At 34.0% G+C, this 19,541-nt stretch carries 19 protein-coding genes; 14 read left to right on the top strand and 5 right to left on the bottom strand.

Going from position 1 to position 19,541, the window contains the following annotated elements; translation table 11 throughout:
• Positions 1-2: 2 nt before the first annotated feature.
• Complete coding sequence (locus F6P99_RS09735; RefSeq protein WP_152287286.1) at positions 3-542, bottom strand: heme NO-binding domain-containing protein; 540 nt, start codon at positions 540-542, stop codon at positions 3-5.
• On the bottom strand, positions 539-952 hold the full coding sequence (locus F6P99_RS09730; RefSeq protein WP_152287285.1) for a response regulator: 414 nt from the start codon (positions 950-952) through the stop codon (positions 539-541). Before F6P99_RS09730 ends, F6P99_RS09735 begins: the two co-directional genes overlap by 4 nt.
• A 175-nt stretch (positions 953-1,127) precedes the next feature.
• On the opposite strand from F6P99_RS09730, the gene F6P99_RS09725 reads away from it, so the two are divergent.
• The 14 genes from F6P99_RS09725 to hisIE all read left to right on the top strand — a co-directional run bounded on the left by F6P99_RS09725 (position 1,128) and on the right by hisIE (position 15,690).
• The gene (locus tag F6P99_RS09725; protein WP_152287284.1) at positions 1,128-2,360 is read left to right on the top strand and encodes a hypothetical protein; all 1,233 of its coding nucleotides are present in this window, start codon (positions 1,128-1,130) and stop codon (positions 2,358-2,360) included.
• A 47-nt stretch (positions 2,361-2,407) separates the two neighbouring features.
• A complete protein-coding gene (gene tgt, locus F6P99_RS09720) occupies positions 2,408-3,538 on the top strand; it encodes a tRNA guanosine(34) transglycosylase Tgt (RefSeq protein WP_152287283.1) in 1,131 nt (376 codons plus the stop codon).
• A 31-nt stretch (positions 3,539-3,569) separates the two neighbouring features.
• Positions 3,570-4,658, top strand: coding sequence for an LptF/LptG family permease (locus F6P99_RS09715; protein ID WP_152287282.1), 1,089 nt, complete (start codon positions 3,570-3,572; stop codon positions 4,656-4,658).
• A gap of 61 nt (positions 4,659-4,719) precedes the next feature.
• On the top strand, positions 4,720-5,673 hold the full coding sequence (locus tag F6P99_RS09710; RefSeq protein ID WP_152287281.1) for an acetyl-CoA carboxylase carboxyltransferase subunit alpha: 954 nt from the start codon (positions 4,720-4,722) through the stop codon (positions 5,671-5,673).
• A gap of 38 nt (positions 5,674-5,711) precedes the next feature.
• Entirely contained in the window at positions 5,712-6,317 is a 606-nt protein-coding gene (locus F6P99_RS09705) for a pseudouridine synthase (RefSeq protein ID WP_226913055.1), read from the top strand.
• 46 nt (positions 6,318-6,363) lie between these two features.
• Positions 6,364-7,941, top strand: a complete 1,578-nt coding sequence (locus tag F6P99_RS09700) for a sulfatase (RefSeq protein ID WP_152287280.1) — start codon at positions 6,364-6,366, stop codon at positions 7,939-7,941.
• A 256-nt stretch (positions 7,942-8,197) separates the two neighbouring features.
• Positions 8,198-9,058, top strand: coding sequence for an ATP phosphoribosyltransferase (hisG, locus tag F6P99_RS09695; RefSeq protein WP_152287279.1), 861 nt, complete (start codon positions 8,198-8,200; stop codon positions 9,056-9,058).
• 68 nt (positions 9,059-9,126) lie between these two features.
• Positions 9,127-10,413, top strand: coding sequence for a histidinol dehydrogenase (gene hisD, locus F6P99_RS09690; RefSeq protein WP_152287278.1), 1,287 nt, complete (start codon positions 9,127-9,129; stop codon positions 10,411-10,413).
• A 26-nt stretch (positions 10,414-10,439) separates the two neighbouring features.
• Positions 10,440-11,483, top strand: coding sequence for a histidinol-phosphate transaminase (gene hisC, locus F6P99_RS09685; RefSeq protein ID WP_152287277.1), 1,044 nt, complete (start codon positions 10,440-10,442; stop codon positions 11,481-11,483).
• Positions 11,484-11,547: 64 nt separating this feature from the next.
• The gene (gene hisB, locus F6P99_RS09680; protein WP_152287276.1) at positions 11,548-12,687 is read left to right on the top strand and encodes a bifunctional histidinol-phosphatase/imidazoleglycerol-phosphate dehydratase HisB; all 1,140 of its coding nucleotides are present in this window, start codon (positions 11,548-11,550) and stop codon (positions 12,685-12,687) included.
• Positions 12,688-12,769: 82 nt separating this feature from the next.
• Positions 12,770-13,351 (top strand): imidazole glycerol phosphate synthase subunit HisH, encoded by a 582-nt coding sequence (gene hisH, locus F6P99_RS09675; RefSeq protein WP_152287275.1) that lies wholly within the window; start codon positions 12,770-12,772, stop codon positions 13,349-13,351.
• A 115-nt stretch (positions 13,352-13,466) separates the two neighbouring features.
• Complete coding sequence (gene hisA / locus F6P99_RS09670; RefSeq protein WP_152287274.1) at positions 13,467-14,198, top strand: 1-(5-phosphoribosyl)-5-[(5-phosphoribosylamino)methylideneamino]imidazole-4-carboxamide isomerase; 732 nt, start codon at positions 13,467-13,469, stop codon at positions 14,196-14,198.
• A gap of 51 nt (positions 14,199-14,249) precedes the next feature.
• Positions 14,250-15,005, top strand: coding sequence for an imidazole glycerol phosphate synthase subunit HisF (gene hisF / locus F6P99_RS09665; protein WP_152287273.1), 756 nt, complete (start codon positions 14,250-14,252; stop codon positions 15,003-15,005).
• 88 nt (positions 15,006-15,093) lie between these two features.
• Positions 15,094-15,690 carry a bifunctional phosphoribosyl-AMP cyclohydrolase/phosphoribosyl-ATP diphosphatase HisIE gene (gene hisIE, locus F6P99_RS09660; RefSeq protein WP_152287272.1) on the top strand — a complete coding sequence of 199 codons (597 nt, stop codon included), beginning with the start codon at positions 15,094-15,096 and terminating at the stop codon, positions 15,688-15,690.
• Between the two features lie 38 nt (positions 15,691-15,728).
• Here the strand turns inward: hisIE and lnt are convergent, their stop codons facing one another.
• From lnt to F6P99_RS09645, 3 genes are all read right to left on the bottom strand, one after another.
• Positions 15,729-17,315: an apolipoprotein N-acyltransferase gene (gene lnt, locus F6P99_RS09655; protein ID WP_152287271.1), complete on the bottom strand. Its 1,587-nt coding sequence runs from the start codon at positions 17,313-17,315 to the stop codon at positions 15,729-15,731.
• A gap of 18 nt (positions 17,316-17,333) precedes the next feature.
• Complete coding sequence (locus F6P99_RS09650; protein WP_317162581.1) at positions 17,334-18,422, bottom strand: putative type IX sorting system protein PorV2; 1,089 nt, start codon at positions 18,420-18,422, stop codon at positions 17,334-17,336.
• A gap of 76 nt (positions 18,423-18,498) precedes the next feature.
• On the bottom strand, positions 18,499-19,461 hold the full coding sequence (locus tag F6P99_RS09645; RefSeq protein WP_152287270.1) for a YheT family hydrolase: 963 nt from the start codon (positions 19,459-19,461) through the stop codon (positions 18,499-18,501).
• Between the last annotated feature and the right edge of the window lie 80 nt (positions 19,462-19,541).

Here is a 19,541-nt window from a genome sequence, read left to right as displayed (position 1 = left end):
CATTAGTTTTTATGAATAATAAATTTCACTTCAGTTCCGTCTTCTTTAATCTTTTCCAGAATAATTTCTGCAGTTGAATTAAAATGCTCAAAAGTTTTGTTCATCAATCCTAATCCAAAATGATGCATTGCTCTATTGGAACGGTACAACATAATTAAAGAATTTTTTGATTTTTCCAAAACTACAAACTCTGGTAATTCTGCATCTGGATATATTTTTCTCACTTCGACATGAATATGATTTTCAATTGAAGCAAGTAACTCGATAGGATCTCTGTATTGATTTAATAGGGCTGGATAACTGTTTTCAAGTACTGAAAAAAAGTGCTCTGCATATACTAATAATAAATCGTCGATTGCAATACCCGTATTTTTATTCAGGTTTTTTAGTAGTTGAAGCATCTCAGAAAAAGCATAGGTGCCAATAGCAGTATAAGCACCTCCTGATTCTAATTTCGATTGGCTGATGATTTTATCAACCATAACAAGACCAAATTTATTTTCGACAAGGTCTAAAAATTCCGTAAATACAATTCCTTTCATTTTTTTTGGATTAGTTCGTTAATACTCCAATAAGCAACTATCTTTTCAATTTTTGTCACATATTCTTCATACCGCAAAGGTTTTAATATATAACCAGTAACTCCTAAATTGTAACATTCTTGTAAATCTTTTTGATTGCAAGAAGTTGTCAATATTATAGTCGGAATGTGTTTTAATTCATTGTCCTCTTTCAATATAGATAAAAAATCAATACCGTTTAACTTTGGCATATTTAAGTCGAGTAGAATGATATCAGGTAATTTATGATCACCGTTTAAATATTCTAATGCTAATTCGCCATTTTTCATTTCTATAACAGTATGATTCAAATTAAGTTTTGATATTGTTCTATTCAATTTCATTACTTCGATAGTATCATCTTCAACTAACAATATAGAAAGGCTACTCATAGTTTAAATTATTTTCAATATATCAAAAATAAACATTCAGTATTATTATCGATAAGTCAATAGATGAATCGACAATAAGTGTCGGTGAATGGAATTCTAGTGCCGATAAAAGGAGTTATTTAAAAGTAAGTTTATCATATAAATTGCTTAAATTTCTGTCGTATAACCAAGTCCTATGAAAAAAATAATAATTGTTGTAGCATTGTTTTTTGTGCATTTGGGAGTCAATGCACAAGAAAGGTTCTTAACCATTCGTTCAAAAGATTCCATAAATGGTGCGCCCAAATTTAAAAGTAGTTTTGGAGCAAATATTAAATTAAATGGATACTTTGATGCATTTGGTGGTCTTCAGGATAGCGAGACCTTCAATGTCGGAAAAATTAATGTGTATGGAACTGATGACTCCAATAGTTTTAAGATGGACATGTATCAAACGCAATTAAAGTTTGAGTCAACCATACTTACAGGAGATGGAGAGAAAGTTTATGCCATAGTAGAGTTTGATTTTTGGGGTGGAAATGGACATATGCGATTGAGAAAAGCTTACGTAGAATTTGATCATTGGCAAATTGGTCAAGGGTGGGCGTCTTTCGGTGATGAGGCTTTATGGCCGAATATTTTAGAATGGGAAGGACCACCTTCTGGGGTATGGGTACGAAGCCCTCATATAAAATATTTTAATAAAATCGGCAACGATCCGGATTGGCGGTATATCATTGCTTTAGATGCACCAATCACCGACTACAATCGTTTTTCAGAAATAGATCCTTTGGTTGGCAATGCGCACCAATCTACTCCTGATGTTATTTTAGGATTGAAACATGAAAAAAAATGGGGGCATTTAAGAGCTTCGACAATTTTTAGAAACATCAACTACAAATACAATAACGAACAAAGCTCGTTTTTTGGATATGGTTTGTCGTTCTCAGGTAAATTAAAAAAGAACAAAAACAGTTTGCAATTTCAGGGGACTGTCGGAAAAGGTATTACATCATATATAACCAGTATTGCAGGTTTTGGATATGATGGTTTTCCTACGGTGCAAGGAGAGTTAGATGCAACGCCATCCATCGGTGGATGGGCGGCTTATGAACATTATTGGACACCAAAGTTACATACGAATTTCGTAGTTGGTTACACAAGATTTTATACCAATGACGTAGCTCGGTTTTTTATAGTGAACGACCCACAACAAATAGTAGTTCTCAACGGAAATGTAAATCACGTACATACCTATGGAATTGTAAATGTAATGTATGATCATTACGAAAGAATGACGTACGGATTAGAATTGGATTACGGAACAAAATCTTTAGACTATAATGGCGAAGCAAACGGAACGACAATAAGTGATTCTCCAAGAAGAGATGCGATGAGAATTAGTTTTGGACTGATGTTTTATTTTTAGAAAAATTACTTTTCCTATTCTTTTGTTTCTAAGTATCTTTGTCGCTTATGAAGTTTGAAATAAAATCGAAAGATCCATTAAGTAAAGCTAGAGCAGGAGTTATGACTACTGATCATGGCGATATAGAAACTCCAATTTTTATGCCTGTAGGAACTATGGGAACCGTAAAAGGAGTGCACCAAAAAGAATTAAAAGAAGAAGTAAATCCAGATATTATTCTAGCGAATACCTATCATTTGTATTTGCGTCCTAAAATGGAAATTTTAGAAAAAGCAGGTGGAATTCATCAATTCATGAATTGGGATCGACCTGTTTTAACAGATAGTGGTGGGTACCAGGTATATTCTTTGTCTGGAAGAAGAAAAATTAAAGAAGAAGGTGTAAAGTTTAAAAGTCATATCGATGGCTCGTACCATTTTTTTTCTCCAGAAAATGTAATGGAAACGCAACGCACCATTGGAGCAGATATTATCATGGCATTTGACGAATGTACACCATACCCTTGCGACTATAAGTATGCAAAAAGGTCTATGCACATGACACATCGTTGGTTGAAACGTTGTATCACGCATTTAGAAAAATTACCTTACAAATACGGATACGAGCAAACGTTTTTTCCAATAGTACAAGGTAGTACATACAAAGATTTACGTAAACAATCTGCAGAATTTATTGCTAGTGTAGGTGCAGAAGGAAATGCAATTGGTGGACTTTCAGTTGGTGAGCCAGCAGAAGAAATGTATGCAATGACAGATGTTGTTTGTAGTGTTTTACCTGAAGACAAACCAAGATATTTAATGGGAGTAGGTACGCCAATTAATATACTAGAGAATATTGCATTGGGTGTTGATATGTTTGATTGTGTGATGCCAACACGTAATGCCAGAAACGGAATGCTGTTTACTTCTGAAGGAAGTATCAATATAAAGAACAAGAAATGGGAAGATGATTTTTCTCCTATCGACCCTATGGGTATTACCTATGTTGATACCTATTATTCTAAAGCATACTTGCGTCATTTATTCGCATCAAACGAAATGCTTGGTAAGCAAATAGCAACGATTCATAACTTAGGGTTTTATCTTTGGTTGACACGAGAGGCTAGAAAACATATTTTGGCTGGAGATTTTGCAGAATGGAAAAATAAAATGGTAAGACAAATGGATAACCGTTTGTAATTAATTTATATTTACGCTTCAATTTCTACATTTGAGAATATTAGATAAATACATTTTAAAAAGATATTTAGGTTCATTCCTTTTTACCTTGTTTATTTTGATACCAATTGCTATCGCGATTGATGTATCAGAAAAAATTGATAAGTTTTTACGTCATACAAACTTGTCAGTTGGTGAGATTATTGAAGATTATTATGTGAATTTTATAATCTATTATGCCAATACGTTTATGCCTTTGGCACTGTTTATTTCTGTAATATTTTTCACTTCAAAATTAGCAAACAATACAGAGATTATTGCAATCAATAGTGCGAGTATTTCCTTTACAAGGTTTTTAAAACCATATTTTATTGGAGCAACGATTGTAACGGTTTATGCTTTGTACATGAATCATTACGTCGTGCCAAATAGTAATGAGACCTTGACGAAATTTGATAAAAAATATTTTGCTACCCATAACAATGTTAAAGAAAATTATGTAAAAGAATTTAGCATGCGTTTAGGGAAAGGGAGGTATATCTATATACAGAATTTTGGTATTAGAACAAACCGTGGTTACGATTTTTCTTATGAAGAGTACGATGGGTTAAAAATGAAATACCGCCTGACAGCAAACGAAATTACTTGGTCTAAAAGAGATAGTACTTTTAAATTGTCTAGTTATTCTAAACGTAGAATATTTAATGATCGTGATAGTATAGAAACAGGTAGAAAATTCGATACCATATTTGATTTTTCTCCAAGAGACTTGCTGTATGTAGATTATTTATCGAAAGAAATGACCTCGGCAGAACTGAAGAGTTTTATTGAGAAGTCTAAGTTGAGAGGTGTGAAAAACTTAAACGCTTATTATGTAGAATTGTACAAAAGAACAACATTACCTATATCGTCTTATATAATGACGCTCTTAGCGGTTTGTCTTTCTTTTAGAAAAAAACGAGGAGGAATGGGAATAAACATGGCTGTAGGAATCGGACTCATGTTTATTTATGTATTCTTTATGAAAGTTGCTGAGGTACTGGGAGCAGTGGCTGGTAGTAATACGATGTTATTAATTTGGATGCCAAATTTTGTTTTTGGTAGTTTGGCGTTTTACCTATATTTAAAATCAAAAAAATAAAAAATATGATTTTGATACTTTCTCGAAGTTAGTATCTTTGTCATCTTATAACAATATAATTATGGAATATTTAGACTTTGAATTACCAATAAAGGAACTTGAGGAGCAATTAGACAAATGTCAAGTGATCGGAGAGGAAAGTGCTGTTGATGTTTCTGAAACATGTAAGAAACTTACAGAGAAATTAGAGGTAACAAAAAAAGAAATATATAAAAACCTTTCACCTTGGCAAAGAGTACAGTTGTCAAGACATCCAAATAGACCTTATACATTAGATTATGTAAAAGCATTGGCTGGTGATACTTTTATGGAGCTACATGGTGATAGATCTGTAAAAGATGACAAAGCGATTATTGGTGGTTTGGGTAAGATTGGTGACCAGTCTTTTATGTTCATCGGACAGCAAAAAGGTTACAATACCAAAACTCGTCAGTATCGTAATTTCGGAATGGCGAATCCAGAAGGATATAGAAAAGCATTGCGTTTGATGCGTATGGCTGAAAAATTTGATATTCCAGTATTGACTTTCGTAGATACCCCAGGTGCTTATCCAGGTTTAGAAGCTGAAGAAAGAGGACAAGGAGAAGCGATTGCCCGTAATATTTTTGAGATGTGTATATTAAAAGTGCCAATTATTACAGTAATTATTGGTGAGGGAGCTTCAGGTGGGGCTTTAGGTATAGGTGTAGGTGATAGAGTAATGATGATGGAGAACTCATGGTACTCGGTAATCTCTCCTGAAAACTGTTCTACTATTTTGTGGAGAAGTTGGGATTATAAAATAGAGGCAGCATCAGCATTGAAATTAACATCGAAAGATATGGCCGGATTGAATTTGGTTGATGGTGTAATTAGAGAACCTGTTGGAGGAGCACATTTTAACAGAGAAGAAACTTTTGAAACAGTGAAAAAGACAGTTGTTGAAGAGTTAAAGGCACTTAGAAAATTATCTGTTGAGAAAATGATTGAAGAACGTATTTCTAAATACGAAAATATGGGAGTATACAAAGAATAGTATAAACCCTATATAAATTCAAAACCATCTATTTTTAGATGGTTTTTTTATTTGCAATTGAAATGAAAGATCGTATACATCAACATTTTATTATCAATAAGCCATTTGGTTTTATTTCGCAGTTTGTTAACAACAAAAACAGGAAGAAGAAATTGTTGGGTGAATTGTATGAGTTTCCTGAAGGTACCATGTCAATAGGTCGATTAGATGCTAAATCTGAAGGGTTATTGTTATTGACTACTGATGGCAAATTAAGTGATACTATTTGTAGTAGTAAAGTCGAAAAGGAATACTATGTACAGGTGGATGGTGAGATTACACAAAAAGCTTTAGAAGATTTGTGTAAGGGTGTTGAAATTGGCTTTGATGGGAAAAGGTATGTTACAAAGTCTTGTTTGACTGTTGTATTGAAAGAGGCACCACATTTTGAAGAAAGATCAAAAAAAATTCGTGACGAGCGTCATGGCAAAACCACTTGGATTTCTATAACAATCAATGAGGGGAAATTTCGTCAAGTAAGAAAAATGACAGCTGCCGTTGGTTTTCCTACATTACGCTTGGTTCGAGTGCGTATTGGAGCTATCTATTTACAAGGTTTAAAGCCGGGGCAAGTAGTCCCGGTTTCAGAATTAAATTACAATTAGTTATAATTACATGGCTTCTTTATATTTGTCAATCTAAATTTTTACTATGAAAAAAATACTTTTATTCGTTTTATTTTTGTTCGCTATTGCTTCATGTCGACAAGAACAAAAAATTAATGAGAACATGCCTAATGTTGTTTTTATTCTCGTTGATGATTTTGGAAGGTTTGATACAGGGTATGCTGGAAGTAAATTTTATGAAACTCCAAACATTGACAAATTAGCTTCAGAAAGTACTAGTTTTACAAATGGTTATGCATGTTCTAGAGTCTGCAGTCCGTCAAGAGCTAGTATTATGACAGGACAGTTTACTGCAAGACATGGTATCACCGATTGGATTGGTGCAAAGTCAGGTAAAGATTGGAGAATAAGAAAACGTTATGATAAATTGTTACCAGCTGATTACGAACACAATTTGCCTTCAAAACCAGTAGTTTTACCGGAAGCTTTTCAAAAGGGAGGCTACCAAACTTTTTTCGCTGGTAAATGGCACTTAGGAGGTGATGGGTCTTTGCCGACCGACCATGGGTTCGATATAAATAAAGGAGGTTACCATAAAGGAAGTCCTGCAGGTGGGTATTTTTACCCTTATAAAAACCCCTATTTGAAAGGAGGTAAACCAGGAGAAAATTTATCCATGAGATTGGCAGATGAAACTGTAAATTTCATTGCAGAGAATAGAAATAAACCATTTTTCGCCTTTTTATCTTTTTACGCGGTACATGGTCCGATACAAACAACAAAAGAAAAGCGAGCAAAATACAGAGAAAAGGCAGTTGCCTTAGGAGTAAAAGAGGAAGGATACGATATGGAAGCTGTGTTGCCTATTCGTGTAGTTCAAGACAATCCTATTTATGCAGGGCTGGTAGAATCTATGGATGCTGCGGTTGGTCGTGTTTTAAATCAGCTAAAAGAATTGGGCTTAGATAAAAATACCATCGTTGTTTTTACTTCTGATAATGGAGGGGTTGCCTCGGGTGATTCGTTTTCTACTTCAAACTTGCCTTTGCGTGGTGGTAAAGGATATCAGTGGGAAGGAGGAATTCGTGAGCCATACTTGATAAAAGTTCCTTGGATGAATACGGCCGGTATAGAGAATGGAACCCCTGTTACGGGTGCTGATTTGTATCCGACATTGTTAGATTTAGTAGGGATTCCCTTAGAGCCTAATGCACACCGCGATGGAAAGAGTCTAAAACCTTTGTTAGAAGGATCGAAGTTTAAAGATCGACCTATTTATTGGCATTACCCTCATTATGGGAATCAAGGTGGAGATCCTTCTTCAATTATCCGTTTAGGAAAATGGAAACTAATTCATTATTACGAAGATGGCAGAAACGAACTATATAATGTGGAAAAAGACATCAATGAAAGAAATGACCTTTCAAATAAATTAAAGGATAGAGTTACAATTATGCACACGATGCTTAAAACATACTTGAAAGAAGTCAATGCAAAATTCCCTTCAAAAGATAGTTTGTATAGTGCCGTGATATCAGAGAAAATGAGAACAGCAAATAAGACACAAAAAAAGATTATTCTAGAGCGATATCGAAAGAAAATGCTGAAGGAAAACTTTGAACCGAACAAAGATTGGTGGGGCAGTCAGTTAACAAAAGATTAATTCTTTTGATAGAGGAAAAAAACAAATAAAGACTTGACTTTTTTTTAATTTAATTCTTATATTTGCGACGTTAAAATAACACAGATGAACACAAATAAATTACATCATCATCATTCTAATACTTGTAGTCAAACGAGCTAGGAATGTTATGTAGTTTATAAACATATTTTCAAAAAACCCGTTTGAGTAACTCAAATGGGTTTTTTTAGTAAAAATCAAATCATTTTCAGTTGCTGAAACACAATTAAAAATCAAAATGACAAAATTAAAAATCGCCATTCAGAAATCAGGAAGACTTAATCAAGACTCTCTAAAATTGTTAAAAGATTGTGGTATTTCTATCGATAATGGAAAAGACCAATTAAAAGCTTCAGCACGTAATTTCCCGGTTGAGGTATTGTACTTGAGAAATGGAGATATCCCACAGTATTTAAGAGACGGTGTGGTTGATGTCGCTATTTTAGGAGAAAATACGTTGGTAGAGAAAGGAGAGGATTTGAAAATTGTAGAACGATTAGGTTTTTCTAAATGTAGAGTTTCTTTAGCTGTGCCAAAGGAAGCGGCATTTACTGATTTAAAAGATTTAGATGGAAAGCGTATCGCAACATCTTATCCGAACACGGTAAAGAAGTTTTTCGACGAAAATGGGATTTCTGCAGACTTACACATTATCAATGGTTCAGTAGAGATTGCTCCGAACATCGGTTTAGCTGATGCCATATGTGATATTGTTTCTAGTGGAAGTACTTTGTTCAAAAATGGATTGAAAGAAGTAGTTAAAATGTCAGAGAGTGAAGCAGTACTTACTGTTGCTCCAAATTTATCTGCAGAGAAGCAAGAAATTTTGAATACCATTCAGTTTAGAATTCAATCAGTATTGAGAGGGCAAAACTCGAAATATATTTTATTGAATGCTCCGAATGAAAAAATTGATGATATCATTGAATTGCTTCCTGGTATGAGAAGTCCAACGGTATTGCCATTGGCACAAGAGGGGTGGAGTTCAATTCATACAGTTGTAATTGGGAAAAGTAAATTCTGGGATCTAATAGACGAGTTGAAAGTTAGAGGAGCAGAAGGAATATTGGTTGTGCCAATTGAAAAAATGGTACTTTAATTAAATTCTTTTACAAATTACTGGTGGGTGATTGTTTTGATTACCACTTGTGAAAAATATAGAATACAATGACAATTATTGAAAATCCATCTAGAGATACCTGGAATACTTTAACTGAAAGACCAGCAAAAGAAGCAAGTGATTTAAGTAAAATCATAGGTGAAGTTTTTGACAATGTTCAAGAGAATGGAGATAAAGCTTTAAAAGAGTATACGTTAAAGTTTGACAAGGCAAATCTTAGAAATCTAAAAGTTTCTGAAGATGAAATCAATCAAGGAATTGCTCTAGTTTCAGATGAATTAAAAGATGCGATTGCTTTAGCTAAACAAAACATTAAAATATTTCATGCATCTCAGTTTATTTCTAAAAAAGTAGTTTCAACTACAGAAGGGGTAGAGTGTTGGCAAGAAATGAGACCGATAGAGAAAGTAGGTTTGTACATTCCTGGAGGAACGGCACCGTTATTTTCTACGATTTTAATGTTAGGGATTCCTGCGAAATTGGCTGGATGTAAAGAAATAGTCTTATGCACACCTCCTGATGAGAACGGAAAAATAAATCCGGCAATTTTATATGCTGCAAAATTAGTTGGTGTAACAGATATCTTTAAGTTAGGTGGTGTTCAAGCGATTGCCGCGATGACCTTAGGTACTGAGTCTGTGCCAAACGTATATAAAATATTTGGACCTGGAAATCAATTTGTTACCGGAGCGAAACAATTCGCATTGACAAAAGGCGTCGCTATAGACATGCCTGCAGGACCTTCTGAATTGATGGTCGTTGCAGATCAGTTAGCATCACCAGCCTTTGTAGCGTCTGATTTGTTGTCTCAAGCGGAGCATGGACATGATAGTCAGGTGATTTGTCTAGCAAATACTAAAGAAAGTTTAGAGGCGATTCAAGAAGAAGTAACGAGTCAACTAGCGGTACTCCCTAGAAGAGAAATGGCGCAGAGTGCTATTGATAATTCGCAATTCATTCTGATTGATAATTTGGTAGAGCAAATTGATTTTATCAATGAGTATGCTCCAGAGCATTTGATTTTGAATGTGCAAAATGAAGATTTGTATTTAGATAGAATAATAAATTCTGGATCAGTGTTTATCGGTCCATATACTCCAGAAAGCGCTGGGGATTATGCGTCAGGTACCAACCATACGTTACCAACAAATGCATACGCACGTATGTATAGTGGTGTAAATATGGATGCTTTTACCAAAAAAATTACATTTCAGAAATTATCTGAAAAAGGAATTCAAAATATAGGTAAGGCAATAGAATTAATGGCCGAGGCTGAAGGTTTACAAGCTCATAAAAATGCGGTGACCTTAAGACTTGATAGTTTGAAATCATAGATTTTATCAGGTCAAAAAAAGAGAAAATGAAATTTGAATTAAAAAATATAGTAAGAGAAAATATCGCTAAGCTCAAAGCTTATTCGTCTGCGCGTGATGAGTTTGAAGAAGCTACAGCTGATATGGTTTTCTTAGATGCTAACGAAAATCCGTTTCAGAATGGAGTAAATCGTTATCCAGACCCAAAACAAAAAAGCGTTAAGGTTTTGCTTTCTGAACTGAAAGGAATTCCTACAAGCCAAATTTTATTGGGTAACGGAAGTGATGAGGTGTTAGACTTATTGTTTAGAGCTTTTTGTGAGCCTAAAGAAGACAATGTAGTTTTTTTACCACCGACATATGGAATGTATGGCGTGCTTGCTGAGTTGAATAACATTGAAACCAAAGAAGTTTTGTTAACAGAGGCTTTTGATATTCGTGTTGATGAAACCTTACAAGTGATTACAGACAAGTCAAAAATTATATTTCTTTGTTCTCCAAACAACCCTTCCGGGAATGCTTTTTCTGAAGAAAAAATAAAAGCAATCGTTGAAGGTTTTAACGGCTTGGTAGTTATAGATGAGGCGTATATAGATTTTTCTGGTCAAGAAAGTTGGTTGGAAAAATTGAATAAATACCCTAATTTGATCATTACCCAAACACTATCCAAAGCTTTTGGTATGGCTGGTATTCGTTTAGGTATCTGTTATGCTTCTGAAGAAATTATTGAAGTATTGAATCGCATCAAACCTCCATACAATGTAAACGAACTTACACAACAAAAAGCGAAAGAACGTTTGTTGAAATACAATGAGGTTGAAAAAGAAATTGAAACTATTTTAAATCAGCGAAACTTATTAGAAGTTGCTTTAGTAGAGGTTTCATATGTTTCAAAAATCTATCCTTCTGATGCCAATTTTGTTTTGGTAAAAGTCGATGATGCAACTAAGCGTTACAATCAATTGATTGAAAAAGGAATTGTAATTCGTAACAGAACAACGCAACCACTGTGTGAAAATACATTACGATTAACAGTCGGAACTGCTTCGGAAAATAAAAAATTGATTGAAGCACTTAAAATTATAGAATAATAACGAGCAACAAATGATTGTACTTTAGGGTACTTATTACAGCTTGTATTGAATATTAGAAAAAATGAAAAAAGTATTATTTATTGATCGCGACGGAACTTTGTGTATCGAACCTCCTGTAGATTATCAGTTAGATAGCCTAGAGAAGTTAGAGTTTTACCCGAAAGTATTTCAATACATGAGTAAAATTGCGGCAGAGCTAGATTATGAATTGGTGATGGTTACCAATCAAGATGGGCTAGGAACAGATTCTTTCCCTGAAGATACATTTTGGCCTGCTCAGAATAAAGTAATTCGAGCTTTCGAGAATGAAGGTGTTGTTTTTTCTGATATTGCAATAGATAGAACATTTCCACATGAAAATGCGCCAACACGTAAACCTCGTACTGGTTTGTTGACGAAGTATATAAACTCGGAAGCGTTTGATTTAGAAAATTCATTTGTTTTAGGTGATAGAATCACTGATATGGAGTTGGCTAAAAACTTAGGAGCTAAAGGAATTTACTTGTCTGAAAACCCTGAGTTAGGCGCTGATGAAATAGAATCGAACAAGCAAGAAATTATTGATTGTATTGCCCTAACAAGTACTGATTGGAAAGCTATTTATGAGTTTTTAAAATTAGAAGATCGCTCTGCTGAAATCACGAGAAACACAAACGAAACAAAAATTTATATCAAATTAAATTTAGATGGTTCTGGTAAAAATGACATCTCAACAGGTGTAAAGTTTTTTGATCATATGTTAGATCAAATTGGTCGTCACGGTGCAATGGATTTAACAGTGAAAGTGGATGGTGATTTAGAGGTGGATGAGCACCATACAATTGAAGATACAATGATTGCTTTGGGAGAATTGTTTAGCAAAGCACTAGGTAATAAATTAGGAATTGAAAGATATGGTTTTTGCTTGCCAATGGATGATTGTTTGGCGCAAGTGGCCGTTGATTTTGGTGGTAGACCATGGATTGAATGGGATGCTGAATTCAAACGTGAGATGATTGGTGATATGCCAACCGAAATGTTTTTCCACTTATTTAAATCATTTTCTGATGGAGCAAAATGCAATTTAAATATCAAGGCAGAAGGCGTAAACGAACATCATAAAATTGAAGGAATTTTTAAAGCTTTTGCGAAAGCGATGAAAATGGCTGTAAAGCGTGATGCAAATAAAATGTTTTTACCGAGTACAAAGGGAATGTTGTAGACTTCGACAAGCTCAGTCTACGATAAATTTAAACTAAATTGTACCCTGAGCCTATCGAAGGGTACGATTCAAGACAAGATAAATGAAAATAGTCATAATAAATTACGGAGCAGGAAATATTCAGTCTATAAAATTTGCTGTGCAACGTTTAGGGCATGAAGCGGTTTTGAGTCACGATGCTGAAGAAATAATGGCTGCTGATAAAGTTATTTTCCCTGGTGTGGGCGAGGCTAGTAGCGCAATGAAAATGTTACGTGAAACAGGTTTGGATACGGTAATACCGAATTTAAAACAACCTGTATTAGGAATTTGTTTAGGAATGCAATTGATGTGTCATTCAAGTGAAGAAGGGAATACAAAAGGTTTGAGTATTTTTGATGTTGATGTCCACCGATTCACCAACGAAGTTAAGGTTCCACAGATTGGATGGAATCAAATTGCTGAATTAAAGAGTGATTTATTTACTGGAATAAAAGAAAATGAGTTCATTTATTTGGTTCATAGTTTTTATGCGCCAATTTGTTCTGAAACCATTGCAACTACAAACTATGGATTGAAATATTCTACGGCTTTGCAAAAAGATAATTTTTACGGAACACAATTTCACCCAGAAAAAAGTAGCAAAGCAGGAACACAAATATTAAAGAATTTTTTGAACCTATAGGTTCTGAATCAAGTAGCAGATATCGAGTATCAAGAATAGATTTCGAAATGTTACTTATGTTATTAATAAAAATGTATCGAGTACTCGATACCAGATATAAAATACTAGTTTAAAAATGAGATTAATACCTGCAATTGATATTATAGACGGACAATGTGTTCGGTTATCGAAAGGAGATTACAATACTAAAAAAGTATATAACGAAAATCCTTTAGAGATAGCCAAACAATATGAAGCTCATGGAATTGAATATTTACATTTAGTAGATTTAGATGGGGCTAAAGCAAGTCATATTGTAAATCATAAAGTCTTAGAAGAAATAGCAACTAAGACTAGTTTAAAAATTGATTTTGGCGGAGGATTGAAAACAGATGACGATTTAAGAATTGCATTTGAGTCAGGCGCTGGTCAAATTACTGGTGGTAGTATCGCGGTAAAACAACCTGAAGTGTTTAAAAACTGGTTGTCTAAATTTGGTGCAGATAAAATTATTTTAGGAGCTGATGCCAACAACGAAAAAATTGCGATTAGTGGTTGGTTAGAAGAATCAGACAAAGAATTGATACCATTTGTAGCGGATTATATGAAAGACGGAGTGTCGTATGTAATTTGTACTGATATTGCCAAAGACGGAATGTTGCAAGGGCCTTCTTTTGATTTGTATAAGAAAATGTTAGCACAGTTACCAGGGGTTAAATTGATTGCAAGTGGTGGAATTTCTACTTTTGATGAATTGCCAAAATTAGCTGAGTTGGGTTGTGAAGGTACCATTATCGGTAAAGCTATTTATGAGAATAAAATAAGCTTAAAACAATTAGAAAATTATATTATTAATAGTACAAAGTAATAAGTACATTCATCGTACGAAACTTACTACTTAGAACTTAATACTAATAGCATGTTAACAAAAAGAATAGTTCCCTGTTTAGATATCAAAAATGGTAGAACTGTAAAAGGTGTAAACTTTGTAGACCTAAGAGATGCTGGTGATCCCGTAGAATTGGCCAAAATATATGCTGATACAGGTGCTGACGAATTGGTTTTTTTAGATATTTCTGCAACTGAAGAAAAAAGAAGAACGCTTTTGGATTTAGTGATGCGAGTAGCAGCAGCAGTGGATATTCCATTTACAGTTGGGGGTGGAATTTCTTCTGTAGAGGATATTGATAATTTATTACATGCTGGAGCCGATAAGGTTTCTATCAACTCTTCGGCAGTTAAAAATCCGCAATTGATAAATGATGCTTCTGCAAAATTTGGTTCTCAATGTATCACAGTGGCTATTGATGCAAAACAAATAGATGGAGAGTGGTTTGTACATTTAGTAGGAGGTAAAGTACCTACAGACATCAATTTATTTGAGTGGGCTCAAGAGGTTGAAGAAAGAGGAGCAGGAGAGATTTTGTTTACATCTATGGATCATGATGGTACCAAGGATGGTTTTGCTAACGAAGCTTTAGAGATACTATCTGAAATGTTGAATATACCTATCATTGCTTCGGGTGGTGCAGGTAACATGCAGCATTTTGCAGATACTTTTATAAAAGGTAAATCTGATGCGGCTTTAGCGGCAAGTGTTTTTCACTTTAAAGAAATTGATATTCAAGACCTAAAAAAGGAACTGAAAAAGCAAGGAATTGCTGTAAGATTATAAAAAATAAGTTAGTTGACTGAGCCTGTCGAAGTCAACATAATAATGTACCCTTCAACAGGCTCAAGGGACAAAATAAAATGAAACAATAATGAAAATAGATTTTTCTAAAGACAACGGATTGGTACCTGCAATTGTTCAAGATGCAACGACAAAAAATGTGTTGATGTTAGGGTATATGAATCAAGATGCCTTCGATAAAACAATGGAAACAGGAAAGGTTACTTTTTTTAGCAGAAGTAAGAATAGATTGTGGACAAAAGGGGAAGAGAGCGGAAATTTTTTAGAATTGGTGAGTATTGCCAATGACTGTGATGATGATTCTTTATTGGTTAAAGTAAATCCTGTTGGTCCAACTTGTCATACAGGTACAGATACTTGTTGGAAAGAAGAGAATGTTTCTACCTATGGATTTTTCTCTACTTTAGAAGATGTTATTTCAGAAAGAGTTGCCAACAAGGATACTAAAAAATCTTATGTTGCAAGTTTATTCTCAAAAGGAATTAATAAAGTGGCTCAGAAAGTAGGAGAAGAAGCTGTAGAAACTGTAATCGAAGCTATGGATACTAATGATGACTTATTTTTATATGAATCTGCGGATTTGTTGTTCCATTATTTAATGTTGTTACAAGCAAAAGGATTCAAGTTAAAAGATATAGAAGCTGAGTTAAAAGGAAGGCATAAATAAATATAAAAAAATCCGATTCAATTTGAATCGGATTTTTTTTAGAAAGCTTGTTTTCTTTTGGTAAACGATGTTAGTAGTACTATAACTAATACCAACATAGCAACTCTAAAAATATAGTCACCGTGTTGTGTGTAGTACGTAATTTGCTTGTTGATTGCTATTTTCCCTCGAATAGCTCCTGTTTTTTCATAGCCTAGAGACTGCTCAATGTCTCCTCTCAGGTTTATCAAGGCCGATATACCTGTGTTTGCAGAACGGGCAATGCTTCTTCTGTTTTCAATAGCTCTTAGTCTAGCAAGACTGAAGTGTTGTTTGTGTCCTTGACTATTGCTCCACCATCCATCATTGGTAATGATGGCTAAAAAATTAGCACCTTTTTTTACATAGTCAGTAACGTATTCACCATACACCGATTCATAACAAATAATGGGCGCTACGGTGTTTTTTTTGTCAGAAAAAACAGTACGTTCGTTTTGTGTACTTAACGTAGATACTGAGCCTCCTAAATCAATCATGTAACCATTGACCAAAGGTGAGATAATGTTTCTGTAAGGAAAATGTTCTACACCAACTACAAGTTTCGATTTATGATAAGTTTCCATTTTTTTCTGAAACCTTAAAAAGAAAGAAGAGTTGTAGCTATTGTACCAATTTTTGCTGTTTCTAAAGTAATTCCCTGTTGCATTGATAGGTTTGCTAGCTGGATAACTTTTGAAAAAAGTAATGCCTGATAAGAGCGAAATATTACGGTTCTTTAAAATAAAACTGTTGAGCTCATAATATGCTTTGGTAGTCGTAAATTGTTTCAAGTCTACGGGTCTAGGTAGTGTTGTTTCTGGTGCGATTACAAATGAAACAGCACTGTCTAATTTAGTTTGAGCTAACCCTATTAGTTTTTTCGCCATACCATGATTTGACATTTGGTATTTTTCTTTATAAGGGTCTATATTGGGTTGTAATACAATTACATCAGTTTTAGTTTCAGGGATAGTCGTATTGTAGTATATGTAAAGAGATGAAAAGATTCCAATTACAATAATAGCTATAGGAAGCAATAACGATTTTATTAGTGTTTTTTGAATTCTATGTTTTTGAAACGCTATGATGGCATTAAAGATTAAAATATTTACAATCCAAACCCATAAAGTACCTCCGAATGTTCCTGTATATTCATACCATTGAACCCAGGTGTAATATTCAGAAAATCCATTACCAAGATTGAGCCACGGCCATGAAAACTCCCAATTCAAATGAAATTTTTCGAACCCGATCCAAAGACAAACAAGCATCCACAGACTTAATTTTTGGGAGATTTTTTTTGCGAGTAAATGATACAACAGAAATACAATACTCATCAGTAACGCATTTGCCAAAACCGCAAAATACATTCCGAATGGAGTTGCATAATACAACCACCAAGTTGTGGCTAAATTGAAAATTACAAACGATAAGTAAGACAGTCCAAGTAACTTTAGGCTTTTCTTTTTCGTATTTGAAATTCTCAGTTTTTTTTCAGCTAACAATAAAGGTACAAATGCGATAAATAGGAGCAAAGGGAATCCATAAGTAGGCCAAGAAATCGCTAATAAACCACCGGTTAAAATCGCTAAGATTATTTTTTTCATAAAAAATTCTTGAAAAGATTATTTTCTAGGCTTCATAAAATCAAAGTCTACTTTTAAAGAAAAAGTGTTTGAGTAGAGAGCATTTCCAGTACTTGCGATATTAGAAAGTGCATAATCAATTTGAATTCCATGATAGCTAAAACCTAACCCAATATTCGGTTGTAGACTTAATGAGTCTGAACCATCAAATTCGTCTACTTTTTGAAAATTACCTGCCCCCGCACGTAGAAAAACTATTTTTTTGTAATCTAGCTGAAATCCAATAGAAGGATCTACACTAATGGATTCTGTAGAAATTAAATCATTTGTTTGTGCAAAGCGAGTATGGAAATTCAATTCTGAAAGCAATTGAAAATCTTTGTTTTTAAAATCAAAGGTTCTTGCGATTCCCAAATGAACTTTCGGTATTGTTAATTCGGTGGTTTCTGGTAGCTCATCATTTTCACCAGGAATGGCGTTTTTAATGTCTTCATAGCCATCTGGATCTATCGTCCAACTATTTACAGTAGTAGTAACATCTCGTACCATCAACCCAAATTGCCATTTTTGAAGCGAATATTGTACTCCTGCATCGATACCAAACCCCCATGAAGAAGCAAATTCACCAATAGTTCTTCGAATTACCTTTGCATTTGCACCTACACTCAACCCTTTTACAGAATTGATTTTTTTACCTATTGCAAAACTTAAAGCATAATCTGCTGCTGAGAATAAACTCACTCGGTTGTAATCTATATTGCCTTGATTGTCGATTAATTTTGTGGTATTTAAAATATCATCAACACCAAATCGGATAAATGAAAAACCCAAAACGAGTCCATCTTGTTCTTTTGGAGCGATAGCAACGGCAGCATAATCGTAATTAGCAATACCTGCAAAGTGTGAAGTATGCATTAACGCTCCTTGATTCACTGTTACGTTTGTGAGTCCAGCCGGGTTCCAATAAATAGAATTTACATCATTCGAAGAAGCTGTCACGGATTTGCTCATTCCTAAGGCAGCAGCATCCACACCAATGTTTAAAAATTCATTGGAGTATTTTCGCGTTACTTGTCCCAATAAAATTTGGAAGGTGAACATTAAAATGACAAAACTTACTCTTTTCAAATGTGTTATTCTTTGTTTGGGCATTCCGATTGAAATGGATGCGAAATGCAAATATATCGTATTTATTACGAGTTTTTTACTCCTTTAAATATTTTACAATCTTTTTTTCTAACCAATTTTTGTTTTTTGAACCGAACCAAGGCACAAACCCTAAATGACCACCTTTTGTTGTAATTTCTAATTGTAAATAATTGTGGTTCTTAGCTTCTGTTATTGGTATACAAGTTTGTGATAAAAACGGGTCGTCTATAGAGGTTAACAAGAATGTCGACACTTTTATTTTTGATAAAAATGGTTTTGAACTTGCCTTCGCCCAATAGTCTTCAGCATCTTTAAATCCAAATGAAGGGGCAGTAAATAAAGAATCGAAATCAGCAAAATTTTTAGATTTATTGATGTTTTCGATGTCTATATTTATTTCTTGATATAGGAGTGCTTTTTTATTCGCTTTCTCTAGTAACGTTTTTAAAAAGCGTTTCATATAAATTAAGTTGCTTTTTTTTGCTAATACTTCTGAAGCTCCTTTTAAATCACAAGGGGGTGAAATAGCAATTACTTTGTTTACTAGAGTATTTATAGCACCTTGTTGTTCTCCTGCATATTTCAACACAACGTTTCCTCCTAAGCTAAAACCAAGTAATGCTATATTATTGTAAGCGTGATTTTTTTCAATAAAACGAATCACCTCATGTAAATCACCAGTTTCTCCGCTGTGGTATGATTTAAATTTTTTGTTGGTACTGCCACTGCAACCTCTCAAATTGATTACGATTACATCAAAATTGTTTTTGTTTAAAAAAACTGTATTGCTGAGAACGTATTTAGAGTTTGAACTACCCTCAAGGCCATGAATAATGATTACAGCGTTTTTAGAATTCACAAAACTACAATCTAAGTCTAAGAAGTCTCCGTCTGAAGTTTCCATTCTTTTTCGTTCGAATTTTACTTTCGGATTTGTGAATACCGTTCGGTAAATGGTACTGAAATGTTTGTTGGAAAACGGAAAAAATGTATTGAAATCAGAATTTATTATTGCCATATATGTTTAGTTGTCGCAAATATAAAGGGAATCGTACAAAATATTTGTTCGTAGTATTTTTAATTTAAAAGATTGAAATG

This window comes from Flavicella marina, from assembly GCF_009193215.1.
Classification (GTDB): Bacteria; Bacteroidota; Bacteroidia; order Flavobacteriales; family Flavobacteriaceae; genus Flavicella; species Flavicella marina.
This window is presented reverse-complemented; position numbering and strand designations above follow the sequence as displayed.

Excerpts from the sequence above, each read along its gene's own strand:
- F6P99_RS09735 (WP_152287286.1), bottom strand. The coding sequence starts at position 542 with ATGAAAGGAATTGTATTTACGGAATTTTTAGACCTTGTCGAAAATAAA.
- F6P99_RS09730 (WP_152287285.1), bottom strand. The coding sequence starts at position 952 with ATGAGTAGCCTTTCTATATTGTTAGTTGAAGATGATACTATCGAAGTA.
- F6P99_RS09725 (WP_152287284.1), top strand. The coding sequence starts at position 1,128 with ATGAAAAAAATAATAATTGTTGTAGCATTGTTTTTTGTGCATTTGGGA.
- tgt (WP_152287283.1), top strand. The coding sequence starts at position 2,408 with ATGAAGTTTGAAATAAAATCGAAAGATCCATTAAGTAAAGCTAGAGCA.
- F6P99_RS09710 (WP_152287281.1), top strand. The coding sequence starts at position 4,720 with ATGGAATATTTAGACTTTGAATTACCAATAAAGGAACTTGAGGAGCAA.
- F6P99_RS09705 (WP_226913055.1), top strand. The coding sequence starts at position 5,712 with ATGGTTTTTTTATTTGCAATTGAAATGAAAGATCGTATACATCAACAT.
- F6P99_RS09700 (WP_152287280.1), top strand. The coding sequence starts at position 6,364 with ATGAAAAAAATACTTTTATTCGTTTTATTTTTGTTCGCTATTGCTTCA.
- hisG (WP_152287279.1), top strand. The coding sequence starts at position 8,198 with ATGACAAAATTAAAAATCGCCATTCAGAAATCAGGAAGACTTAATCAA.
- hisD (WP_152287278.1), top strand. The coding sequence starts at position 9,127 with ATGACAATTATTGAAAATCCATCTAGAGATACCTGGAATACTTTAACT.
- hisC (WP_152287277.1), top strand. The coding sequence starts at position 10,440 with ATGAAATTTGAATTAAAAAATATAGTAAGAGAAAATATCGCTAAGCTC.
- hisB (WP_152287276.1), top strand. The coding sequence starts at position 11,548 with ATGAAAAAAGTATTATTTATTGATCGCGACGGAACTTTGTGTATCGAA.
- hisH (WP_152287275.1), top strand. The coding sequence starts at position 12,770 with ATGAAAATAGTCATAATAAATTACGGAGCAGGAAATATTCAGTCTATA.
- hisA (WP_152287274.1), top strand. The coding sequence starts at position 13,467 with ATGAGATTAATACCTGCAATTGATATTATAGACGGACAATGTGTTCGG.
- hisF (WP_152287273.1), top strand. The coding sequence starts at position 14,250 with ATGTTAACAAAAAGAATAGTTCCCTGTTTAGATATCAAAAATGGTAGA.
- hisIE (WP_152287272.1), top strand. The coding sequence starts at position 15,094 with ATGAAAATAGATTTTTCTAAAGACAACGGATTGGTACCTGCAATTGTT.
- lnt (WP_152287271.1), bottom strand. The coding sequence starts at position 17,315 with ATGAAAAAAATAATCTTAGCGATTTTAACCGGTGGTTTATTAGCGATT.
- F6P99_RS09645 (WP_152287270.1), bottom strand. The coding sequence starts at position 19,461 with ATGGCAATAATAAATTCTGATTTCAATACATTTTTTCCGTTTTCCAAC.